10 protein-coding genes and 1 riboswitch are annotated in these 20,526 nt (G+C 66.8%); of the genes, 2 read left to right on the top strand and 8 right to left on the bottom strand.

The features are described 5' to 3' along the window. Positions 1 to 46: 46 nt before the first annotated feature. The 3 genes from N5J29_RS09740 to N5J29_RS09730 all read right to left on the bottom strand — a co-directional run bounded on the left by N5J29_RS09740 (position 47) and on the right by N5J29_RS09730 (position 4,897). Complete coding sequence (locus tag N5J29_RS09740) at positions 47 to 1,456, bottom strand: coniferyl aldehyde dehydrogenase (protein WP_164150422.1); 1,410 nt, start codon at positions 1,454 to 1,456, stop codon at positions 47 to 49. A gap of 260 nt (positions 1,457 to 1,716) precedes the next feature. Beyond that, on the bottom strand, positions 1,717 to 3,381 hold the full coding sequence (locus N5J29_RS09735; RefSeq protein ID WP_164150419.1) for an MFS transporter: 1,665 nt from the start codon (positions 3,379 to 3,381) through the stop codon (positions 1,717 to 1,719). Between the two features lie 94 nt (positions 3,382 to 3,475). Continuing rightward, the gene (locus N5J29_RS09730; RefSeq protein WP_053517699.1) at positions 3,476 to 4,897 is read right to left on the bottom strand and encodes a DcaP family trimeric outer membrane transporter; all 1,422 of its coding nucleotides are present in this window, start codon (positions 4,895 to 4,897) and stop codon (positions 3,476 to 3,478) included. A gap of 245 nt (positions 4,898 to 5,142) precedes the next feature. Between N5J29_RS09730 and acs the strand changes: the two genes are divergently transcribed. Both acs and N5J29_RS09720 read left to right on the top strand, forming a co-directional pair. Next, entirely contained in the window at positions 5,143 to 7,086 is a 1,944-nt protein-coding gene (gene acs / locus N5J29_RS09725) for an acetate--CoA ligase (protein ID WP_065181408.1), read from the top strand. Between the two features lie 94 nt (positions 7,087 to 7,180). Further along, entirely contained in the window at positions 7,181 to 7,846 is a 666-nt protein-coding gene (locus tag N5J29_RS09720) for a response regulator transcription factor (protein ID WP_005411662.1), read from the top strand. 118 nt (positions 7,847 to 7,964) lie between these two features. Here the strand turns inward: N5J29_RS09720 and N5J29_RS09715 are convergent, their stop codons facing one another. The 5 genes from N5J29_RS09715 to N5J29_RS09695 all read right to left on the bottom strand — a co-directional run bounded on the left by N5J29_RS09715 (position 7,965) and on the right by N5J29_RS09695 (position 20,478). After that, positions 7,965 to 8,540 (bottom strand): manganese efflux pump MntP family protein, encoded by a 576-nt coding sequence (locus tag N5J29_RS09715; protein WP_053517695.1) that lies wholly within the window; start codon positions 8,538 to 8,540, stop codon positions 7,965 to 7,967. 88 nt (positions 8,541 to 8,628) lie between these two features. Next, positions 8,629 to 8,718, bottom strand: a riboswitch (yybP-ykoY riboswitch). A gap of 251 nt (positions 8,719 to 8,969) precedes the next feature. Beyond that, the gene (locus N5J29_RS09710) at positions 8,970 to 12,428 is read right to left on the bottom strand and encodes a PAS domain-containing hybrid sensor histidine kinase/response regulator (protein ID WP_053517694.1); all 3,459 of its coding nucleotides are present in this window, start codon (positions 12,426 to 12,428) and stop codon (positions 8,970 to 8,972) included. Positions 12,429 to 12,564: 136 nt separating this feature from the next. Further along, on the bottom strand, positions 12,565 to 14,712 hold the full coding sequence (locus N5J29_RS09705) for a S46 family peptidase (RefSeq protein ID WP_164150417.1): 2,148 nt from the start codon (positions 14,710 to 14,712) through the stop codon (positions 12,565 to 12,567). 115 nt (positions 14,713 to 14,827) lie between these two features. Then, positions 14,828 to 18,685: a translocation/assembly module TamB domain-containing protein gene (locus N5J29_RS09700; RefSeq protein WP_164150416.1), complete on the bottom strand. Its 3,858-nt coding sequence runs from the start codon at positions 18,683 to 18,685 to the stop codon at positions 14,828 to 14,830. Further along, positions 18,682 to 20,478: an autotransporter assembly complex family protein gene (locus N5J29_RS09695; protein ID WP_164150413.1), complete on the bottom strand. Its 1,797-nt coding sequence runs from the start codon at positions 20,476 to 20,478 to the stop codon at positions 18,682 to 18,684. The genes N5J29_RS09700 and N5J29_RS09695 overlap by 4 nt, the downstream gene beginning before the upstream one ends. Positions 20,479 to 20,526 lie beyond the last annotated feature (48 nt).

The following is a 20,526-nucleotide window of genomic DNA, read 5'->3' as shown; positions in this document are numbered from 1 at the left end:
CCAACCTTGGTTGGCACCTACCAGTAGAGCCAGGCCATGCGTGGCTTCACCGCAGCAGCAGCTTCAACATCCCCGCAATCTTCGAATACGGCGGCCGCAGCCTGTCGCTGGCCGCCCAGCGCGACTGCCACAGCACCGGCAACCGCTTGCTCATCGCATCGAACCCGGCGCGGCCGTGGTACGCGCCCATGCCGCTGGCGCCCACCCCGCCGAACGGCAGGCCATCGGCGGCGAAGTGCAGCAGCGTGTCGTTGACCGTCACTCCCCCGGCCACCACGCTGGCAAGAATGCGCTCCACGGTGGCGCGGTCGTGGCTGAAGGGATACAGCGCCAGCGGCCGGTCGCGGGAGACAACGTCGACCAGCGCGGCATCCAGATCCGGGTAGGCGCGCACCGGCAGGATCGGCCCGAAGATCTCCTCGCGCATCAGGTCCAGATCGTCCGGCGGATCCAGTACCACGGTCGGTACCAGCAGGCGCTCGCGGCCGGCGCGAGCCTCATCCACGTGCGCCAGCGGAATCACCGGCACCCCGCGTCCGCGCGCCTGCGCCAGATAGCCCTGCAGGCGCTGGTACTGGCCTTCGTTGATGATGCGCGTGTAGTCGCCGGCCTCGCTGAAATCGCCGTAGCGTTCGCGCACCTGCTGCTGCAGCGCCTGCACGAACTCGCGCTGACGCGCGGTATCGATCAGCACGTAATCCGGCGCGATGCAGGTCTGGCCCGCGTTGAACCACTTGCCGGTGGCCAGCCGTGCGGCGGCTTTGTCCAGCGGGAAATCACGGCAGACGATGGCCGGCGACTTGCCGCCCAGTTCCAAGGTAACCGGTACCAGATGCTCGGCTGCCGCTGCCATCACCTTGCGGCCCACGGCCGTCGAGCCGGTGAACAACAGATGGTCCAGCGGCAAAGAGGAGACCGCTGCGGCTACGTCCGCCCCACCCTGCACCACCGCCACCCGATCGGGCGGGAACACACTGGCCAGCAGGTCGGCCAGGAACGCGCTGGTGCGCGGGGTATGTTCGGACGGCTTCAGCAACACATGGTTGCCGGCAGCGATGGCGGTGGCCAGTGGCACCAATGCCAGCGTAACCGGGTAGTTCCACGGCGAGATCACCCCGACCACGCCCAACGGCGTCGGCCGCAGCTGCGCGCGCGCCGGCCACAACTTCCATCCCGCCGATGCCCGCTGCGGCTTCGACCAGCGCCGCAGGTGGCGCCGCAGGTGGTCGATGGCCGACAGCACGCTCATGCCATCGGCCAGTTTCGATTCAACGTGGGCGCGATGGCCGAAGTCCTCGGCGATGGCCTGGGCCATTTCATCCAGACGCGGCTTCAGCGCCTCGCGCAGGCGGCGCAGGTCGGCTTCGCGCTGATCCAGCGACGGGCGCTGCGACTGCCAGGCGCTGCGCAGGGTGTGCAGGAGGTCGGGGAGGTCGGCTGGGGCGGTGGTCGTCATGGGCCGACTATACGGGGTGCGGCACTGTCCGACGGAGTCAGATACCTTTCGCGCGCGAAAGAGATCTGACCCTGGGCGCGAGATGGCGGGTGGCTTCGGATGCTTTTCAACCACGATTACGGCATTGAACGCTGTCTTTTCGCGTCTGCGGAGTTTTGTGCCGCGCGCTGCGCGGTCGCCGAGCATGGCTCGGCGCTACAAGGCAACGAAAAGGCCGTGGTCTGCACCACGGCCTCTCCTTCATCCGGTGAACATCATTCCTACTTGGTGATATCCACGTCCTTGGTTTCACGCAGGAACAGGCCACCGATCACCACCGACATCAGCGCGATCGCGATCGGATACCACAGGCCGTAGTACAGATTGCCGGTACCGGCCACCAGCGCGAAGGAGATCGCCGGCAGGAAGCCACCGAACCAGCCGTTGCCGATGTGATACGGCAGCGACATCGAGGTGTAGCGGATGCGGGTCGGGAACAGCTCGACCAGGTAGGCGGCGATCGGGCCGTAGACCATGGTCACGTACAGCACCAGCAGCCACAGCATGAAGATCGTGCCCGCAATGTTGATGCGCGCGCTGTCCGCCTTGGCCGGGTAGCCGGCGGTGGTCAGGGCGGTCTTCAGTTCGGCACCGAACGCGTCGGCCTTGGCCTTGCCTTCGTCCTTGCTCAGTCCCGCCGCTTCATACGAGGTGACGCTGGCGCTGCCGACGTTGACGATCGCCAGCGAACCCGCCGCTGCCGGCTGCACGTCGTACGGCACGCCCGCCTTGGTCAACGCGGCGGTGGCCACGTCACAGGAGCTGGTGAACTTGCGCAGGCCGACCGGATCGAACTGGAACGAGCAGGTGGACGGATCGGCCACGACCAGGGCCGGCGAGCTGCTGCGGGCCTCTTCGATGGCCGGGTTGGCGAAGTGGGTCAGGCCCTTGAAGATCGGGATGTAAGTCACGGCAGCCAGCAGGCAGCCGGCGAGGATGATCTTCTTGCGGCCGATACGGTCGGACAGCCAGCCGAAGAAGATGAAGAACGGCACACCCAGCGCCAGTGCGGCTGCGATCAGCAGGTAGGAGGTGGTGGCGTCGACCTTCAGCATGCTGCTGAGGAAGAACAGCGCATAGAACTGGCCGCCGTACCAGACCACGGCCTGGCCGGCCGCTGCGCCGAGCAGGACCAGCAGCATCAGCTTCAGGTTGCCGTCCTTCAGGCTGTCACGGAACGGCGTCTTGGAGCCCTTGCCTTCCGACTTCATCTGCTGGAACAGCGGCGACTCACTCAGCTGCAGGCGGATCCACACCGAGATGCCCAGCAGCACGATGGACACCAGGAACGGAATGCGCCAGCCCCAGGCTTCGAATGCTTCATTGCCCAGGAAGTAGCGGCAGGCCAGGATGATCAGCAGCGACATGAACAGGCCCAGCGTGGCGGTGCACTGGATGAAGCTGGTGTACAGGCCACGCTTGTCGTCCGGGGCATGCTCGGCCACGTAGGTCGCCGCGCCGCCGTATTCGCCACCCATCGCCAGGCCCTGGGCCAGACGCAGGATGATCAGGATCACCGGCGCGGCAAAGCCGATCGACGCGTAGTTGGGCAGCACACCGACCAGGAAGGTCGAGATGCCCATGATCAGGATGGTGACCAGGAAGGTGTACTTGCGGCCGATGCGGTCGCCGAGGCTGCCGAAGAAGGCCGCGCCGAACGGTCGCACGAAGAAGCCGGCGGCGAACGCCAGCAGGGCGAAGATCATGCCCGTGGTTTCATTGACTCCGCTGAAGAACTGCTTGGCGATGATGGCGGCGAGCGAGCCGTACAGGAAGAAGTCATACCACTCGAAGACCGTACCCAGGCTCGAAGCGAAGATGACTTTCTTGTGGCCCTTGGTTAGGGTGCCCGCGGGATTGTGCGCGGTGCTGGGTGTGCTGGACATGAGACGCTTCCCCTCCGAAGCAATCGTTGTTGGTAGGTGCCGACGGTGGGTCGGCACTCAGTATCGGTAGCGGCCGACCTGGGTCGGCGCGCCGTCAGAAGCTGTACTTCGTGGTGAACTGCAGCCGGGTGATGTCACCCTTGTTGCCGTTCTCGATCTCGCGGCGGCCATACATCAGCTCGGCGCCGACATCGACCTTGGGCAGCGGTGAGTAGAAGATGTTGCCGCGGATGCTCTGCACGCTCTTGGTGACCAGCGGGCCCAGCACGCTGTCGTTGTCGTAGTCGCTGCGCGCATAGATCAGGTTGGTGCGCAGCTTCGGCGAGAACGCATGGCGCCAGCCCACGTAGCCGGCCAGAACGCCGGTCGGATTGAGCTCGTCGCGGGCGATGTCATAGGCCGAGTCGGCGGTGATGCCCAGGCCGATGTAACGCGCGATGCCCTCGCCTCCGGTGAACTGGTAATGCAGCGAATCGCTGTCGCCCATCACCCACTTGCCGCCCAGGGTCAGGCCGCCGGCAACCTTGTCGGCCTTGGCGCCGGTGGTCTGGTTGTCGACCTTCAGCTGGCGGACGATGCCGCCGACGCCGAAGGTGCCCCAGTCGCCCTTCCAGCCGTAACGCATCGTCAGATCAGGCAGACTGCCGCGATCGGAGTTGGCGCTGGCGTTGGTCCAGGCACCCGTGACCGGATTGCGGGTACCGGTAAGCGTGGTGGTTTCCGGGTTTTCCAGGGCAACGCTGAAGCCGCCGCTGGTGTAACGCACCTGTGCCTGGCGTACGAAGATCACACCGTCGGTCGGGCCGACGAAGTCGACCGCTTCCGGCAATGCGGCCGCGTCCATGAAGTTGGACCAGGTCTGGCCGGCGAGCCAGTTGTTCCAGTACATGTAGGCATGGCGCAGGGTGACACCGTAGGTGTTGGTGGCGGTCTGGTTGCCGAGCGAGTTGCCGAAGAAGTCCATCTCGAAGAACGCGCCGGCCTTGTTGCCGGACTCGCTCACGTTGTCGATGCCCAGGTTGAAGCGCGAGAACTTTGCGTGGGCGTTGTAGTCGGTGCCCGAACGCCTGCCGTTTCCGCCGGCGCCTTCCACCGGGGTCTGGCCCGGCAGATACAGCGAACGGCCGGTGGCATCGTCGGCCAGCTGGCCGTCACTGGTCTGGGTCGCCAGGAAGTCAGCCTTGATGAAGCCACCGATCTTGACCGTGGTACCCGGTGCGGCACCCGGAGTGATGGTGGTGACCTGGATCGGCTGCTTGCCGGCCGGCACCGCCGGCTTCTGCTCGGACTGCACGGTGCGGACTTCGGTCACCGCCTGCTGGGTCTGGGCGATCTGGGTCTGCTGCTGTTGCTGCGAAGACAGCAGCAGCTGGACCTGGCGCTCCAGTTCGGCGACGCGTGATTCGAGTGCTTTTTCTTTGGCGGTCTCTGCGAACGCCATGCCCGGTGCGACCAGGGCGACCAGCAGGCAGGCCGCCAAAGGTGTGCGCACGGCTTTCAACGTACGGTGGCTCATGTTGCCCTCTCTCCCAAGTGGCAAGGTGATGCCGCGCGTGGGGCACGGTCGAGCCGAGACTGCGGGGCACATGCGCGCACCGGCTATTCGCCATTGGTCGAAGCCGGGCCCGCAGGGCGCCCACTTTCGACCATGGTCTAAGCACAGTGGTGACGCGGCCGGGGGTGGATGGGGCAAACTGAGGGGGATCGGTCGTTGCGATGCTGCGACCGCACATACAAAGTCAACGTGCAAGTGAGGGTGCCATGGCTGATATCTACCCCGTCGATCCGCAGTTCGCCGCCAAGGCACGCATCGACAAGACGTCCTACCAACAGCAGTACCAGGCTTCTGTGACCGACCCGGAGGGTTTCTGGGGCAAGGCCGCCGAGCGCCTGCAATGGATGCGCACGCCGACGAAGATCAAGAACGTCAGCTACGACCTGGCCGACTTCCACATCAAGTGGTTCGAGGACGGCGAGCTCAACGCCAGCGTCAACTGCCTTGACCGCCAGCTGGACAGCCGTGGCGACAAGACCGCCCTGCTGTTCGAGCCGGACAGCCCGGACGCACCGGCCCAGCACGTGACCTATCGCGAGCTGTACGAGCGCACCTGCCGGCTCGGCAATGCGCTGCGCAACCTGGGCGTCGGCAAGGGTGACCGGGTCACCATCTACCTGCCGATGATCGTCGATGCTGCCGTGGCCATGCTGGCCTGCGCGCGCATCGGTGCGATCCACTCGGTGGTGTTCGGTGGCTTCGCGCCGAACTCGATCGCCGATCGTGTCAGCGACTGCCAGAGCAAGCTCATCATCACCGCCGACGAGGGCCTGCGCGGTGGCCGCAAGGTTCCGCTGAAGGCCAACGTCGATGCAGCGCTGAAACTGCCGGGCACCAACACCGTGGAGACCGTGCTGGTGGTGCGCCACACCGGCGGCGCGGTGGACATGCAGGCCCCGCGCGACCGCTGGTTCCATGACGTCGTGGACAGCCAGCCCTCCACCTGCGAGCCGGAGCGCATGAACGCCGAGGATCCGCTGTTCATCCTCTACACGTCCGGTTCCACCGGCAAGCCGAAGGGCGTGCTCCACACCACCGGCGGTTATCTGCTGTACGCGGCATACACCCACGAAGCGGTGTTCGACCTGCGCGAGGACGACATCTACTGGTGCACCGCCGACGTCGGCTGGGTCACCGGCCACAGCTACATCGTGTACGGCCCGCTGGCCAACGGCGCGACCTCGCTGATGTTCGAGGGCGTGCCGAACTACCCGGACACCTCGCGTTTCTGGAACGTCATCGACAAGCACAAGGTGTCGATCTTCTACACCGCCCCGACCGCCATCCGTGCACTGATGCGCGAAGGCGAGGAGCCGGTGAAGAAGACCTCGCGCGCCTCGCTGCGCCTGCTCGGTAGCGTCGGCGAGCCGATCAATCCCGAGGCCTGGCGCTGGTACTACGAGGTGGTCGGCGACAGCCGCTGCCCGATCGTCGATACCTGGTGGCAGACCGAGACCGGCGGCATCCTGATCTCGCCGCTGGCCGGTGCGATGGACCTCAAGCCGGGGTCGGCCACCCTGCCCTTCTTCGGCGTACAGCCGGCGCTGGTGAATGCCGATGGCGAGATCCAGGACGGCCCGACCGAAGGCAATCTGATCATCCGTGATTCCTGGCCGGGCCAGATGCGCACGGTGTACGGCGACCACCAGCGCTTCATCGACACCTATTTCCGCACGTATCCGGGCAGCTACTTCACCGGCGACGGTTGCCGCCGCGACGAAGACGGCTACTACTGGATCACCGGCCGCGTGGACGATGTGATCAACGTGTCCGGCCACCGCATCGGCACCGCCGAGGTCGAAAGCGCGCTGGTCTCGCACCCGAAGGTGGCAGAAGCCGCCGTCGTCGGCTTCCCGCACGACGTGAAGGGCCAGGGCATCTATGCCTACGTCACCCTGGTGGCCGAGGAAGCGCCGAGCGAAGAGCTGCACAAGGAGCTGATCGCATGGGTGCGCAAGGAAATCGGGCCGATCGCCACCCCGGACCATCTGCAGTGGGCACCGGGCCTGCCCAAGACCCGCTCGGGCAAGATCATGCGCCGCATCCTGCGCAAGATTGCTGAAAACGCGCCGGACCAGCTCGGCGACACCTCGACCCTGGCCGATCCGTCGGTGGTGGCGTCACTGGTGGACGAACGCAAGGTACGCTGACGTACGACCCGGGGTCGGACCCCTTTCCGCAGGGAAAGGGCTCTGACCCCAGGGGCCTGGCCCCCGAACAGTTTCCCCACGGTTCCCCCCGACCATGACCACCCTCCTGATTGCAGATGACCACCCGCTGTTCCGCGAAGCCCTGCGTGGGGCCGTACAGCGGGTCATCCCCGGCGTGCAGCTGTTCGAGGCTGACAGCGTGGAAGCGCTGTATGCGCTGGCCGACCAGCACAACGATGCCGACCTGGTCCTGATGGACCTCAACATGCCGGGTGCACAGGGTTTCAACGCACTGGTGCACATGCGCTCGCTGCATCCTCACCTGCCGGTGGTGGTCGTCTCCGCGCGGGAGGAGGCCACGGTGATGCGCCGTGCGCTCGATCACGGTGCGCTGGGCTTCATTCCCAAGTCCGCCGACTCGGACACCATCGGTCATGCGCTGGGCACCATCCTCGACGGCGAGACGTGGGCCCCGCCGGAGGCACACAACGTGCCACCCACCGAGCGCGAGGAACGCGAGGTCGGCCAGCGCCTGCGCGAGCTGACGCCGCAGCAGTTCCGCGTGCTGCAGATGCTGGGCGCCGGCCGTCTGAACAAGCAGATCGCCTACGACCTCAACGTCTCCGAAGCGACGATCAAGGCACATGTGACCGCGATCCTGCGCAAGCTGGGCGTGACCAACCGCACCCAGGCGGTGCTGATGGCCGGCAAGCTGGCCATCGACGACGACGCGATCGTGCTGCCGCCGGAAGAAGACTGATCGCGGCGTACTGCGGTGCCGTGCACGGGGTCTTGTGATGCCCTCGTAGAGCCGAGCCCACGCTCGGCTGCTTCATACGCCAGCCGAGCACGGGCTCGGCTCTACAGGTAGCCCCTGCTCAGCCCACGCCGCGCAGGTGTTCGTACAGGATCGTCGCGCCGATGATCACCAGGATCGCGCCGCCAATGATCTCGGCACGCTTGCCAACCATGCTGCCCAGCACGCGGCCGAGCATGATGCCGACGGTGACCATTGTGAGCGTGCACAGGCCGATGACCGCCGCCATCACGCCGATATGGACATCCATGAACGCCAAGCCGATACCCACCGCCATCGCATCGATGCTGGTGGCGAATCCCGTCAGCGCCAGCTTCCAGAAGCCGTGGTGCTGCGAGGGGTCTTCATCTTCTTCACCCTCATCCGGACGCAGACCGTTGTAGATCATGTGGATGCCCAGCGCGCCGAGCAGGCCGAAGGCGATCCAATGATCGAAGGCTTCGACGTACTGCAGGGCGGCACGGCCGAGCAACCAGCCGATGATGGGCGTGATCGCCTCGATGACGCCGAAGATGATGCCGGCACGCAGTGCATCGCGGAACACCGGCTTGCGCATCGCCGCACCCTTGCCGATCGCCGCGGCGAAGGCATCGGTGGACATGGCAAAGCCGATCAGGAGGATCGAAATGGGGGACATGTGTGGCTGCTGAGGTCGGGCTAGGACGGACGCACGGCCTGCGCTCGCGCCCAACCTGACGTTGCGCGCGCGGGCCGCTGGTCTCGCCAACCATCATGGTTGTCCACGCCACGGCGCACTGGCCGAGTATGTTGACGTGGACGATTCCTGCGTAGGAATCCGGCTACTCCCCAAGGGGACGCGAAGCTTAGCATCGCGATTCGCGCCTGGCACATTTCTGGTGAAACGCGCAGGCAGGGCTGGTTTGTATAGCGATGGCTATATCAGCGCCGGGCTGCGCGCGGAGCCGAGCATGGGCTCGGCTCTACAGAGAGGCTGCGCAAGTGGATTCTTGTGGAGCCGAGCCAATGCTCGGCTGCTGTTCGTCCGGGCCACGGAACACCGTGCCGCGCGCAGGAGCCGAGCATAGGCCCGGCTCTACAGTTGCCATCAGGCTTCGTTGCTGCCGGCGTCGCGCAGCGCGCCGAGGAAGGCGCGCAGCGAGGCCGGCTTGATCGGCTTGGTCAGCACCCGATAACCCCGCTCGCGCGCCATCCGCTTCAGCTCATCGCGACCATCGGCAGTGAGCAGGGCACCGGGCAGCGGATATCCTGCCGCCTCGCGCAGTGCCACCAGCGCGTCCAGGCCATCCATGCGGTCATGCAGGTGGTAATCCACCAGCATCACCTGCGGGCGCTCGGCAATCTTTTCCAGCGCCTGATCGACGGTGGCGGCGGTGATCACCTGCACCTGCCAGCGACCCAGCAGCGCACGCATGCCGTCGAGGATTTCCTCGTCATTGTCCACGCACAGCACGCGCAGGCCGGCCAGCGAATCGCTGCGCACCGGCGTGGCGGCCACCTGGACCGCCGTGGCAGGCTCGGTGTAGCCCGGCAGAGGCGCCACGCGCGGCAGGATGATCGAGAACATCGACCCGCTGCCGACGCGGCTGCGTGCGTTGAGCCGATGGTCCAGCAGGCGCGAGATGCGCTGGCAGATCGACAGGCCCAGGCCCAGGCCCTGCTCGCCCCAGTCGAAGGGCTGCTGGTAGCGATGGAACTCATCGAAGATCTGCCGCATGTGATGCTCCGGGATGCCGGGGCCGGTATCCCACACCTGCAGTTCCACTTCCTCGCCCCGGTGGCGCACGGCCAGCACGATGCGGCCCTGCCGTGTATAGCGCAGCGCGTTGGCCAGGAAGTTCTGCAGCACACGCCGCAGCAGGCGCCGGTCGCTGCGCACCCATGCCGGGCGCGCGAACAGATCCAGGCGCAGGCCACGGCCGGCGGCAACCGGCGTGTACTGTGCGGCCAGCTCGCGCATCAGCGCGCTGACGTCGAACTCGCCGATGACCGGATGCAACCCACCTGCATCCAGCCGCGATACGTCCAGCAGGCCATCCAGCAGCTCCTCGGCCGCGCGCAGCGAGGCATCCACGCGCTCGGCCAGATGCTTCTGCTCGTCGCTCACATGAACGCTGTCACGCAGCGCCGAAGCGAACAGGCGCGCCGCATTGAGCGGCTGCAGCACGTCATGGCTGATCGCGGCCAGGAAGCGGGTCTTCGACTGCTGGGCGGCTTCAGCTTCGTGGGAGCGCTCGGCGACGCGCTGTTCCAGCGTTTCATTGGCTTCCAGCAGCGCCTTCTCGGCGTGCTTGTAATCGGTGATGTCGTTGTAGCTGGTCACATAGCCGCCGCCAGGCAAGGCCTGGCCACGCATCTCGATCACCTTGCCATCGCTGCGCGTGCGCTCGAACACGTGCGGTGAACCGGCGCGCATGTAGCCGATGCGGCGGTTGATCTGCACCTCGATGTCGCCCTCGCCCAGCTCGCCCCGTTCGGCGTTGTAGCGGATCAGGTCGGCCACCGGGCGGCCCACGTACAGCATGCCGTCGGGGTAGCCGAACATGTCCTGGTAGCGGCGGTTCCACGCCGTCAGGCGCATGTCCGGATCGACCACGCTGACACCTGCACTGATGTTTTCCAGCGTGGTGGACAGGATCTCGCGGTTGAAGCGCAGTTCCTGTCCGGCTTCGTCCAACACCGCCACCACCTCACCCAGGTCCATGCCGGAGCCGCGCAGCAGGCTGGTCAGCAGCAGGCGCGCGGAGGCGGCACCGATCGACGCGGCCAGCAGGCGCTCGGTGAACTGCACCCAGGGCCGGTCGGCCGGCGCGGAAGACTGCAGTTCGCGGCCCAGCGACTGCGCCTGCTCGAAGAACGAACGCCGCGCATGACGCTCGCCCACCACGCGCGAGGCCAGCGCCAGCAGGTCGCCCACATGCACGTGGCCGGGCCAACCGCCGGCGACCGAGGGGCGCTCGGCGTACGGATCGAGGAAGGGCGCAGCACGCAGTCGCTCGTCCACCCCCGGCCGCCAGCGTGCGGACACCAGCATCATCGTTGCTGCATTGACCAGCAACGACCAGAAGGTACCGTGGGTCAGCGGATCCCAGCCGGTCATGCCGAACAGCTGCTGCGGGCGCAGCCATTCGATGCCGAACGGGCCCTGCTGGACCCAGCCGGCGTCGACCCATCCCGCCATGGTCATCGCCGGCAGCAACAGGGTATAGAGCCAGGTGGCGAAGCCGAGCAGCATGCCGGTTTCCACGCCGCGGCGGCTGGCGCCACGCCAGTACAGGCCGCCGATCAGGCCCGGTGCGAACTGCGCTACCGCGGCGAACGCCATCAGGCCGTAGGACGCCAGGGTGCTGTCGTTGCTGCTGCTGCGGTAGTAGCTGTACGCCATCAACGCGAGCAGCAGGATCGCCAGGCGGCGGATCCACAGCACGCGTGAAGCCACGTCGGCTGCTTCCTGGTGATCGCCACTGCGGCGCAGCAGCACCGGCATCACCAGATCATTGCTGACCATGGTGGCCAGCGCGATGGATGAGACGATGACCATGCCGGTGGCGGCAGAGAAGCCCCCCACATAGGCGACCAGCGCCAGCGCGTTGCGGCCCTCGGCCAGCGGCAGCGCCAGCACCATCGCATCGTCGGCGACGCTGCCGCCGGTGCCGAACAACGTGACGCCCGCGGTGGCGATGGGCAGCACCATCGCCGAGATCAGCACCAGGTAACCACCGAACATCCAGCGTGCACGGCGCACGTCGCGTACATCGCCACATTCGACCACCGCGACATGGAACTGGCGCGGCAGGCAGACGATGGCGAGGAAACTGAGCAGGGTCTGCGAAATGAATCCCACCGGCGGCAATCCGGTGAACAGCGTATGCACCGACTCGACCACCGCATCGGTGCGGTCGGTCAGCCACACATAGGCGAATACGCCAACGGCGAGCATCGCCAGCAGCTTGATCACCGATTCCAGGGCGATCGCCAGCATCATGCCGTGGTGATGCTCGGTGGCATCCACCTGGCGCGTGCCGAACAGCGTGGCGAACAGGGCCATCAGCAGGGCGACATACAGTGCGGGATCGCTGAAGAAGCCGGTCGGGCCGGTGTTGCCGGTCAGCACCTGCAGGCTCATCGCCACCGCTTTGTACTGCAGGGCCAGGTAGGGAACGATGCCGATCAGGGCGATGATCGCCACCAGCGCGGCCAGGCGCCGCGAGCGGCCGAAGCGCGAGGAGATGAAATCGGCGATGGACACCACGTTCTGGCTGCGGGCGATCAGGGCCAGGCGCTCGATGATGCGCCAGCCGAACAGCAGCAGCAGCAGCGGCCCGATGTAGATCGGCAGGTAGCCGATACCGTTGCGCACGGCGGTGCCCACCGCGCCATAGAAGGTCCAGGACGAGCAGTACACGGCCAGCGCCAGGCTGTAGACCACCGGCCGCAGCCAGGGCCGGTCTGGGTACATCGGCCGACGGTCGCCCCACCATGCCACGCCGAACAGCAGTGCGGCATAGGCAACCGAGACCAGCAGCAGGATCCAGCTGGAGACCACGCGCGCGTTTCCGTCAGAGGAACCCGCAGTGTAGGCCAGAGGCGGCCAGACGTACGGGCTCGTTGGGGGCAACACCCCCCCACCGGCGTGGGGGGCTTACGCGGTGCGGGCCACGACCGGGGTCGTGGCCGGCGACTTACTGGGCCGGAACGCCCATTTCCTTCAACAGTTCCGGCGCCGGGTAGACCTTGGCCAACAGCCAGCGCAGATAGCGCATGTCCACGTGCACGGCGCGCTTGTAGCGCGGATCGAACCACCAGCTGGCACTGACCGATTCCCAGTTGCTGTCGAAGTTCAGGCCAATCAGTTCACCCTTGGCATTGAGCACGGGCGATCCCGAGTTGCCGCCGGTGGTATCGAGGTTGGTCAGGAAGTTGACGGTCTGTGTCTTCAGGGCCGGATCGGCCGTGCTGCCGAAATCACCCTTGGCGATGGCGGCCAGCAGCGGAGCCGGCGCATCGAAGGGATAGGCGTTGGTGTTCTTCTCGATGATACCGGCCACCGTGGTCACCGGCGAGTAGGTCACGCCGTCACGCGGGTGCAGTGCCTCGACCTTGCCGTAGCTGATGCGCAGGGTACGGTTGGCATCCGGGTACACCGCGCGGCCCTGCTTGGCACGCCAGGCGAACAGCGCCTGCATGTAGGCCGGGCGCAGGCGCAGCTGCTCGCCTTCGCGGGTCTTGCTCTCGTTCTCGATGCGCAGCTGCGCCGCCACCAGCGGCGCGGCCACTGCGATCAGCGGATCGGGTGCCAGGGCCTTGCCTTCGCGCGCAGCGGCGAAGCGCGAGAGACGCTGCGCCTCGTCGCCCAGCCGGGTGCTGGCGTAAAGCGTGTCCAGCGCCTGCGCCAGCTGCGCCGGGGTGCGGCCGAAGGCGGCATCGAACTCGGCCACGCGCTGCGCGTCCGGCAACTGCTGGTATCGCGTAAGCAGGGTGGTCAGCAGCGCCTTTTCGACCTCCGCTGCATACCGACGCTGCACCTGCTTGAGTACGCCCTCGATCATCGCCTGGTCGCGCTGCTGGTAACCGCTTTCGCGCTGTGCATCCGGCTTGGCCGACTCGATGCGCAGGCGTTCCAGCAGCAGCGCCGAGCGCAGCAGCTGGCTCTGGTTGGCCATCTGCTCCAGCAGCAGGTCGCGCTCACCCACCGCCGCACCCTGCGAGAGATTGGCCAGCAACGCCTGGATGTCACTCCGGTACCGGCGGTCGGTGGCCGCCAGCATGGCCGACTCGTCGGCAGCGCGCTGCGCCTTGGCATCGCTGCGCAGCAGGCCTTCCAGCTCACCGGCGGCGCGCTTGCGGTTGTTCTTCAGCGACTGCAGCTGCGAAGCGTAACGGGTACGCGCCTGCGCGTCCTTGGCAGTTGCCACCTCGATGGTGTCGATCATCTGCTGGAACACCGATACCCGGCGCGGCAACACCGCATCGACCTGGCTGGCGAACTCGGCCGCGGTGCGGTGGCGGTAGGTGATGCCCGGGTAACCGGCCAGCATCGCGTAATCGCCCTCCTTCGGACCTTCAACGGACATCTTCAGGTGCGCCGGTGGCTGATACGGCACGTTGTCCTTGCTGTACGCGGCCGGCTTGCCATCCTTGCCGACATAGGCACGCAGCAGAGTGAAATCGCCGGTATGGCGCGGCCACATGAAATTGTCGATCTCGTCGCCATAGTTGCCGATCGCACGCGGCGGCGCGTAGACCAGGCGCACATCGCTCAGTTCCAGCTGGGCAATGCGGTAGAAATCGGTGCCGTAGTACATGTTGGCTACCGAGCAGCGCACGCTGCCGTTCTTCTCGCACTCCGCCACGATCTGCTTGCTGGCCGCATCGACCGCATCGAAGTACGCACGGCCGGTTTTGCCACGGGCATTGGCCAGCACCTGATCGGTCACCTTGTCGAAGCCGACGGTGACCAGCACACGGAAGTCCGGATTGGCCGGCCGCTCGTCGGCGCGCCCCTGGGCGATGAAGCCGTTGTCGATCAGGTTGTGCTCGGGCGAACTGTTGTACTGGATCACGCCCATCGCCACATGGTGGTTGGTCAACAGCAGTCCGTCGGCGGAAACGAACGAACCGGTGCCGCCTCCGGCCCGCACCACGGCGCTCAGCGGTGGTGCGGTGACGTTGGCCAGGTCGGCCGGATCGCCCATGAAGCCCGCTGCGCGCAGCGGCTTGGCCAGCTCCGGCAGCTGGGTCGGCATCCACATGCCTTCATCGGCATGGGCGCCCGCAGCGAGGGTGAGGCCCAGGGCCAGGGCGGCAGGAAGGGTTTTGCGTGGCGACATGAGGCGATCCGGTACGACAGAACAGCCCGGGACCATAGCCGCTGGGGCCGGCAGGGGCAACGGCCGATGGTTGGGGGCCGGGCGCGGCCCGGCGCTACCGGTCGATGGCGGCGGGTTACTTCTCCCGCCGCCAGTTGATCGAGCCGCGGTTTTCCACCGTGCTCGACTCCACTTCCACGTCGAAACCGCGGCGCAGCAGATACTTCAGGGTGATCACCGAACCGGCGCCGACCAGCGATACGCCATAGCCCACATACAGCTTGGGCGAGATGTACTTGCCCACGCCGATCACCGATCCGCCCAGCGCGCGCGATTGGCTCACGCCTGCATCGTCCAAGCCCAGCTTGGCCCCCAGCTGCGACGCCAGCAGGCCGCTGCCGGCCGACAGTGCGGCCGAGGCTGCATTGACCTGCTGGGCCTGGTCGCTGCTGGCACCGGTGAGGCTGCGGCCCAGCACCAGATAGGCCAGCGCTTCGGACTGCGACATCGCCGGGTCGGACCACACGTCCGCACGCGGCTGCTGTGCACGGCCGGTCACGTCGATGCCAGCGGTGACATCACCGATCCGGCGCTCGGCGCGGATGTTGATGCGCGGGTCGGATACGGCGTTGTAGTTCCAGTTGAGGTTGCCGCGGGTGATGGTCAGGTCCTGGCCATAGGCCTTGTAGCGGCCACTGACCTCCAGCCCGCCATTGGCGGTCATCTCGCGACCGGGCTTGGCCCAGACCTGCATCTTGCCGGTCAGCGCGCCCTTCAGGCCGAAGCCGGTCATCTTCACCTTGTCGCCCAGGCTGACGGTCAGGTCCATGTCCAGCGGCGAGGTGCGCGATTCCTCCGGATCGGCCGGGTCCAGCACCACCACGTCCTCGGAAACCGACGTCCCGCGATCCAGCCGCTCAAGATCGATGTCCGCCTCCGGCACATGCACGGTGCCACGCAGCTCCATCGCGGCCTTGGCCAGGGTGAAGTCCAGATTGGGGTTGGCGACGATGCGCAGTTCGCTGGTATTGGACAGCAGCACGTTCTCGCCGTGGATCTTCAGTTGCAGCGGCTGCGCATCACCGAACCAGGACAGGCCGCCATCGACATACAGCGTGCCCTGGCCCGAGTTGGCCTGCGCGGTGATCTTGGCCGAGCCGTCGGGCTGGGCGACGAAGCTGCCCTTGCCCTGGTCGAACGTCAGCCCCAGCGCGGGGAATTCGCCCTTGAAATTGCTCAGCTGCGCGTCGCCGCCCAGCGATGGCTGGCCACGGGTACCGCGCAGGCTCACGTGGCCCTCGATCAGGCCGGTCGGGCGCACGATGTCCGGCGAGAACAGCTCCAGCCAGTACAGCCGCGACATGTTGAGGTAGAGCTCACCGTTCAACGGCGCGCTGGCTTCCCAGCCGGTCTGCATCCTGGCATCGACGAAGCCGTTGCCCTGGAAGCCCATGCCCAGATAGCCCTTGATGCTGGCCGGGGTCATGTCCAGCCTCAGCGAGAACTGGTCATAACGCACCAGTTCGCCCCGGGTGCTGTCGCCACCGACGTTGCGGTTCTCGCCCAGGCGCACCCCGCCCTCCAGCGAACGCACTTCGACGTGTCCTTCCCACGCATTGCCGCGCGGCCGGATCTGCGCATCCAGACCGAGCTCGCCGCGCAGGTAGATGCGACGTCCGGACTGCGGCGGCAGCCACGGCTGCACCAGTGCCAGCGGCAACGCATCGCCGCGCACCACCAGGCCCTCGCGCGGCCAGTTCGCCTGCGCACAGAGCGCCCCGCTGCTGGCGGCAGCCAGGCAGGCCTCGGCCAGCGTGTAGCTGCCATTGTTGATGGCGAAGGCGGCCGGCGCGCGCAGCGCCCAGGCATCGCCCTTCACCGGTGCGATACGCAGCGAAGCCAGTTCGCCCCGCCATTGCTGGCCCTGCTGGCGCACGCTGCCCTGCAGGTCGATCGCGCCCAGTTCGTTGCGGGTCTGTGCCGCCAGGCGCAGGTTCGACACGCTGCCCTGCGCATCGATGTTCAACCGTTCCAGCAGCATGCCGGCGTTGACCTGCTGTCCCTGCACGGCCAGCGTGCCGCTGTCGCCGCGCCACGGCAGCCGCCCCTTGATGCTCAGGCTCTCGGCGCCATAGCCATCCCAGTTGAGGTTGTTGCCGACCAGGTCCGCGGTGATGTCCGGTGCGTCACGCGGGCCGGTCACCTGTACCTGCCCGCGCAGGCCGCCATCGGCGCCAGGCAGCAGGTCGCTCAGCTGCAGCGGTTCGAAACGTGCGTCGATGTCCAGGCGGTCGCCCACCTTGCCCGAGGCGGTGACCCGGCTGCTGCCGACGGCCAGCTTCAGCTCGCCCTGGCCCTGTTCGCCCTGCAGCGCGAACTTGCCCTGCGCATCAAGGTTGCGCTGACGCAGCACGCCCTTCAGCGACGGCAGATCGACCGTGGCTTCCAGCGTGCCGGCAGTACCCGGCGGGGCATTTGCCGGCGGCGGCAGCTGGCGGCCCTTGGACGCCAAATTGCCCGACAGCCGGCCATTCCATCCAGGCACGAAATAGCCCGGATCGAAGTCCTTCAATGTGGCCTTGGCATCCCAGTCCAGCTGCGGTGCCCATGCCACCTGGCCCTCCACCTGCAACTGCCCGCCGGGCGTCTGCGCCTGCAGCTCGCGGATCGAGGCCGCCTGGTCGTTGCCGCGTACGTCGAAGCGCAGCTGCGCCTTCTGCTGCTCACGCTCCACGTCGGCACGACCGATCGCAGCCCATGCCTTCAACGTCCCTGCCAGGCCGAAGCGGGCTTCCTTCAGTGTCACCGGTACGGGCGGACCACCGGCGGTGTTCGGATCCTCCGCCGGCACCCAGGTCAGATCATGGGCGATGACCGAGAAATCGAGTTTCTGCTGGTCTTCCTGGCTGAAATCAGCGGTACCTTCCAGGCGTGCCTCGCCCCCCAGTCCCTTCACCACCAGCGGCGAGACCTTCAGCACCTGGTCCTGCAGCGAGATGACCGAGGGCGCCAGCTCCAGCGCCTGCTCGCCCTGCTTCACCGTGCCGCGCAGCTGGGCGTTGCCGCCCTTGCCGGTGGCGCTGAAATCCAGCGCGAGTGGCGCGATGGCCGAACCCGCGAGCGCTGGCGACAGCAGAGCCGGGTCCAGTTCGTCGCTGCGCACGGTCGCGCTCCAGCTCGGATCGGTCCGCCCGTCAAACACCAGCATCGCATGCAGCGGTTTGGGCGCGCGCCCGGCCACGGCCACTTCCATGTGCGCCAGATTGCCCCGTGCAACCAGGCCGAGCGTGGCGGCCGTGCGCCCACGCGGCGCCGGCAGCACCGCGGTGACGGTCACGTCGGTGTCGTAGTCCTTGGCCGGGATGTAGCGGCCCTGGGCGGTGAAGTTGCCCATATCGCTGTCCACGACCAGCGCGCGCGCCTGGAATTCGCCGTTGGCGATTTCCACGCCGCCGCGCACGCGGCTGATGTCGATCACCGGTTCACCGGTCTGGGTCACCCGGAAACCGTCGATGGCGATGGCGTCGGCCTGGATGGCCAGCGGCATCTCGATCTGCGGCAGCGAGTCCGGCCACGACGGCAGCTTGAACGGCTCCTCGCTCTTGGCCAGGTTCAGCGAGGCATTGGTCAGTTCCAGCCTGTCGAGCAGCAGTTTGCGGCCCAGCAGCGGGCGCAGGTCCGGCTCCAGGTACGCGCGCTCGGCATGGAAGTGGATGTCGTCATAGCGGAAGTCGACGTTGTAGAGCGTCAGCGGGCCGGCCACCGGTCCGTCCACCTTGTCCCAGGTGAAGCTGGCACCCACCGGCAGGCGCGCGACCACCTGCGCCAGCAGCACGTCACGGCCGGCCACGGTCTGCAGCAGCCAGTACAGCAGCAGCAGGCCGAGCAGGACCAGGCCCAGCACGCCCACGCCGGACCATGCCCAGAAGCGGCGGCGGCGATAGAAGCGCACGCGCGGCGGCGGTGTTCCCGGGGTCTGTGCGGGCGTGCTCACAGGTCCGCTCCGATGTTCAGATACAGCTGGAACTGCGAATCCGGGTTGTTCAGGCCGTGGGCCACGTCGATGCGCACCGGGCCCACCGGCGACTTCCAGCGCACGCCGAAGCCCACACCGGTATGCAGGTCGATGGTGTTGTCGAAGGCACTGCCGGTGTCGACGAACACCGCCGCACCCCAGGGGCCACCGTTGAAGTAGTGCTCGTACTCGGCCGAGCCGATCACCAGGTTCTTGGCACCCAGCGCGTACTTGTCCGGCGCGGGCGTGCGCGGGCCCACCTCGCGGTAGGCATAGCCACGGATGCTGCGGTCACCGCCAGCGAAGTAGCGCAGGCTGGGTGGCATCGCCACCAGATCGCTGGTCCAGGTGGTGCCCCCCTCGCCACGCAGGATCAGGCGATTGCTTTCGCCCACCGGAACGTACCAGCGAAGCACGGCATTGGCCTGCACGAAGCTGGTATCGGAGCCGGCGCCTTCAACGCCCGCGCGCACGGTGGCCGTGCCGCTGATGCCTTTGCGCGGGAACATCTGATCATCGACATTGACGTAGTCGGCCACCAGCTGCGGATAGACCAGCGTGGAGGTGTTGTAGACCGCGTCGGTGAACTCGGTACCCGATGCATAGCGCCAGCGCTCGCGCAGCGCGTTGACCGACGCGATCGCGGTCCAGTATTCGTTGATCTCGCCGCTGCGGCTGGCGATCAGCTTGAAGTTGCGCAGGTCGATGTAGTCGGTCTGCTCGTCGTAGGCGCTGGCGGCGAAGGTATACCAGCCATCAAGCCAGGCGAACGCGGGAATCCGGTAGCTGGTCACCAGGCTCTTGCGCTTCTGCGCATAGTCCAGCTGGGTGTTCATCTTGTGGCCGCGGTTGTTGAGGAACCGCCGCTCGACACCGCCGCGTACACCGGGACCACTCTCGCTGCCGTAGCTCAGGCCCGCGGTGTAGATCGTGCGCTTGGCACGGGTCAGCTTGACGTCGACCGGCACCTCACCATTGTCGTCGGCCTGGTCCGGCCGCGGCTGGATGTCGATCACGCTGAAGTAGTCGAGCTTGGTCAGCGACTCGCGCAGCCGGTCCAGCTTGCCTTCGTGGTAGTAGCTGCCCTGTTCCCAGTACACCAGCGGATCGAACAGCTTGTCGACGAAGTAATCCTGCTCGAACCGGACCGGGCCCATGTTGTAGCGGCGGCCGCTGTCCCAGGTCAGGTCGATGTCCGCGGCGTTGTCGGCGCGGGTGATCTGTACCTGGCGCTGGGTGTAATCGGCATCGAAGTAGCCACGCTCGGCCAGGCGGCGGGTGATGGTGATCTTGCTGGCTTCGTACTGGGTATGTTCGAAACGCTGGCCCTTGCGCGGCTTGAAGGCGGTCAGGTCATCCTGCAGGTACTGGTCGTACATGGCCGGGCCGGTGATGTCGATATGCTCGCGCCGCACCGTCACCGGCGTGCCCTTGTCGACGTGGATCAGCACCTGCACATGCTCGTCCTGGCGCGGCGCCTCCACCGTGATCACCGGGTTGTAGTACCCGAACGGCTCCAACGCCTGCCGGGTCTGCCGCTCGGCCTGTGACAGCAGGTACTCCAGCCGCGATTCACCCTGCTCCTTGCCGATCGTGTCGTACAGCGTGAGCGATTCCTGGATGTTCTCGATGATCGCGGCGTCGTCGCCCTTGTCCAATCCCTTGATGTCCACCTTGTCGATGGTGCCGCGCGCGTGGGCCACGGGGGTGGCGACCAGCGACAGGACCATCAGCGGCAGGGCGTATTTCTTTGGCTGCATGCGGCACAGCATACCGACCCAACGTGACGATGCGAAATGCATCACGTCTTCAGGCATCGG

Origin of the sequence: Stenotrophomonas sp. GD03680 (assembly GCF_029844625.1) — a bacterium.
Taxonomy (GTDB): domain Bacteria; phylum Pseudomonadota; class Gammaproteobacteria; order Xanthomonadales; family Xanthomonadaceae; genus Stenotrophomonas; species Stenotrophomonas maltophilia_P.
The sequence above is the reverse complement of the archived record's forward strand: the minus strand, read 5'-3'. Positions and strand labels throughout refer to the sequence as shown.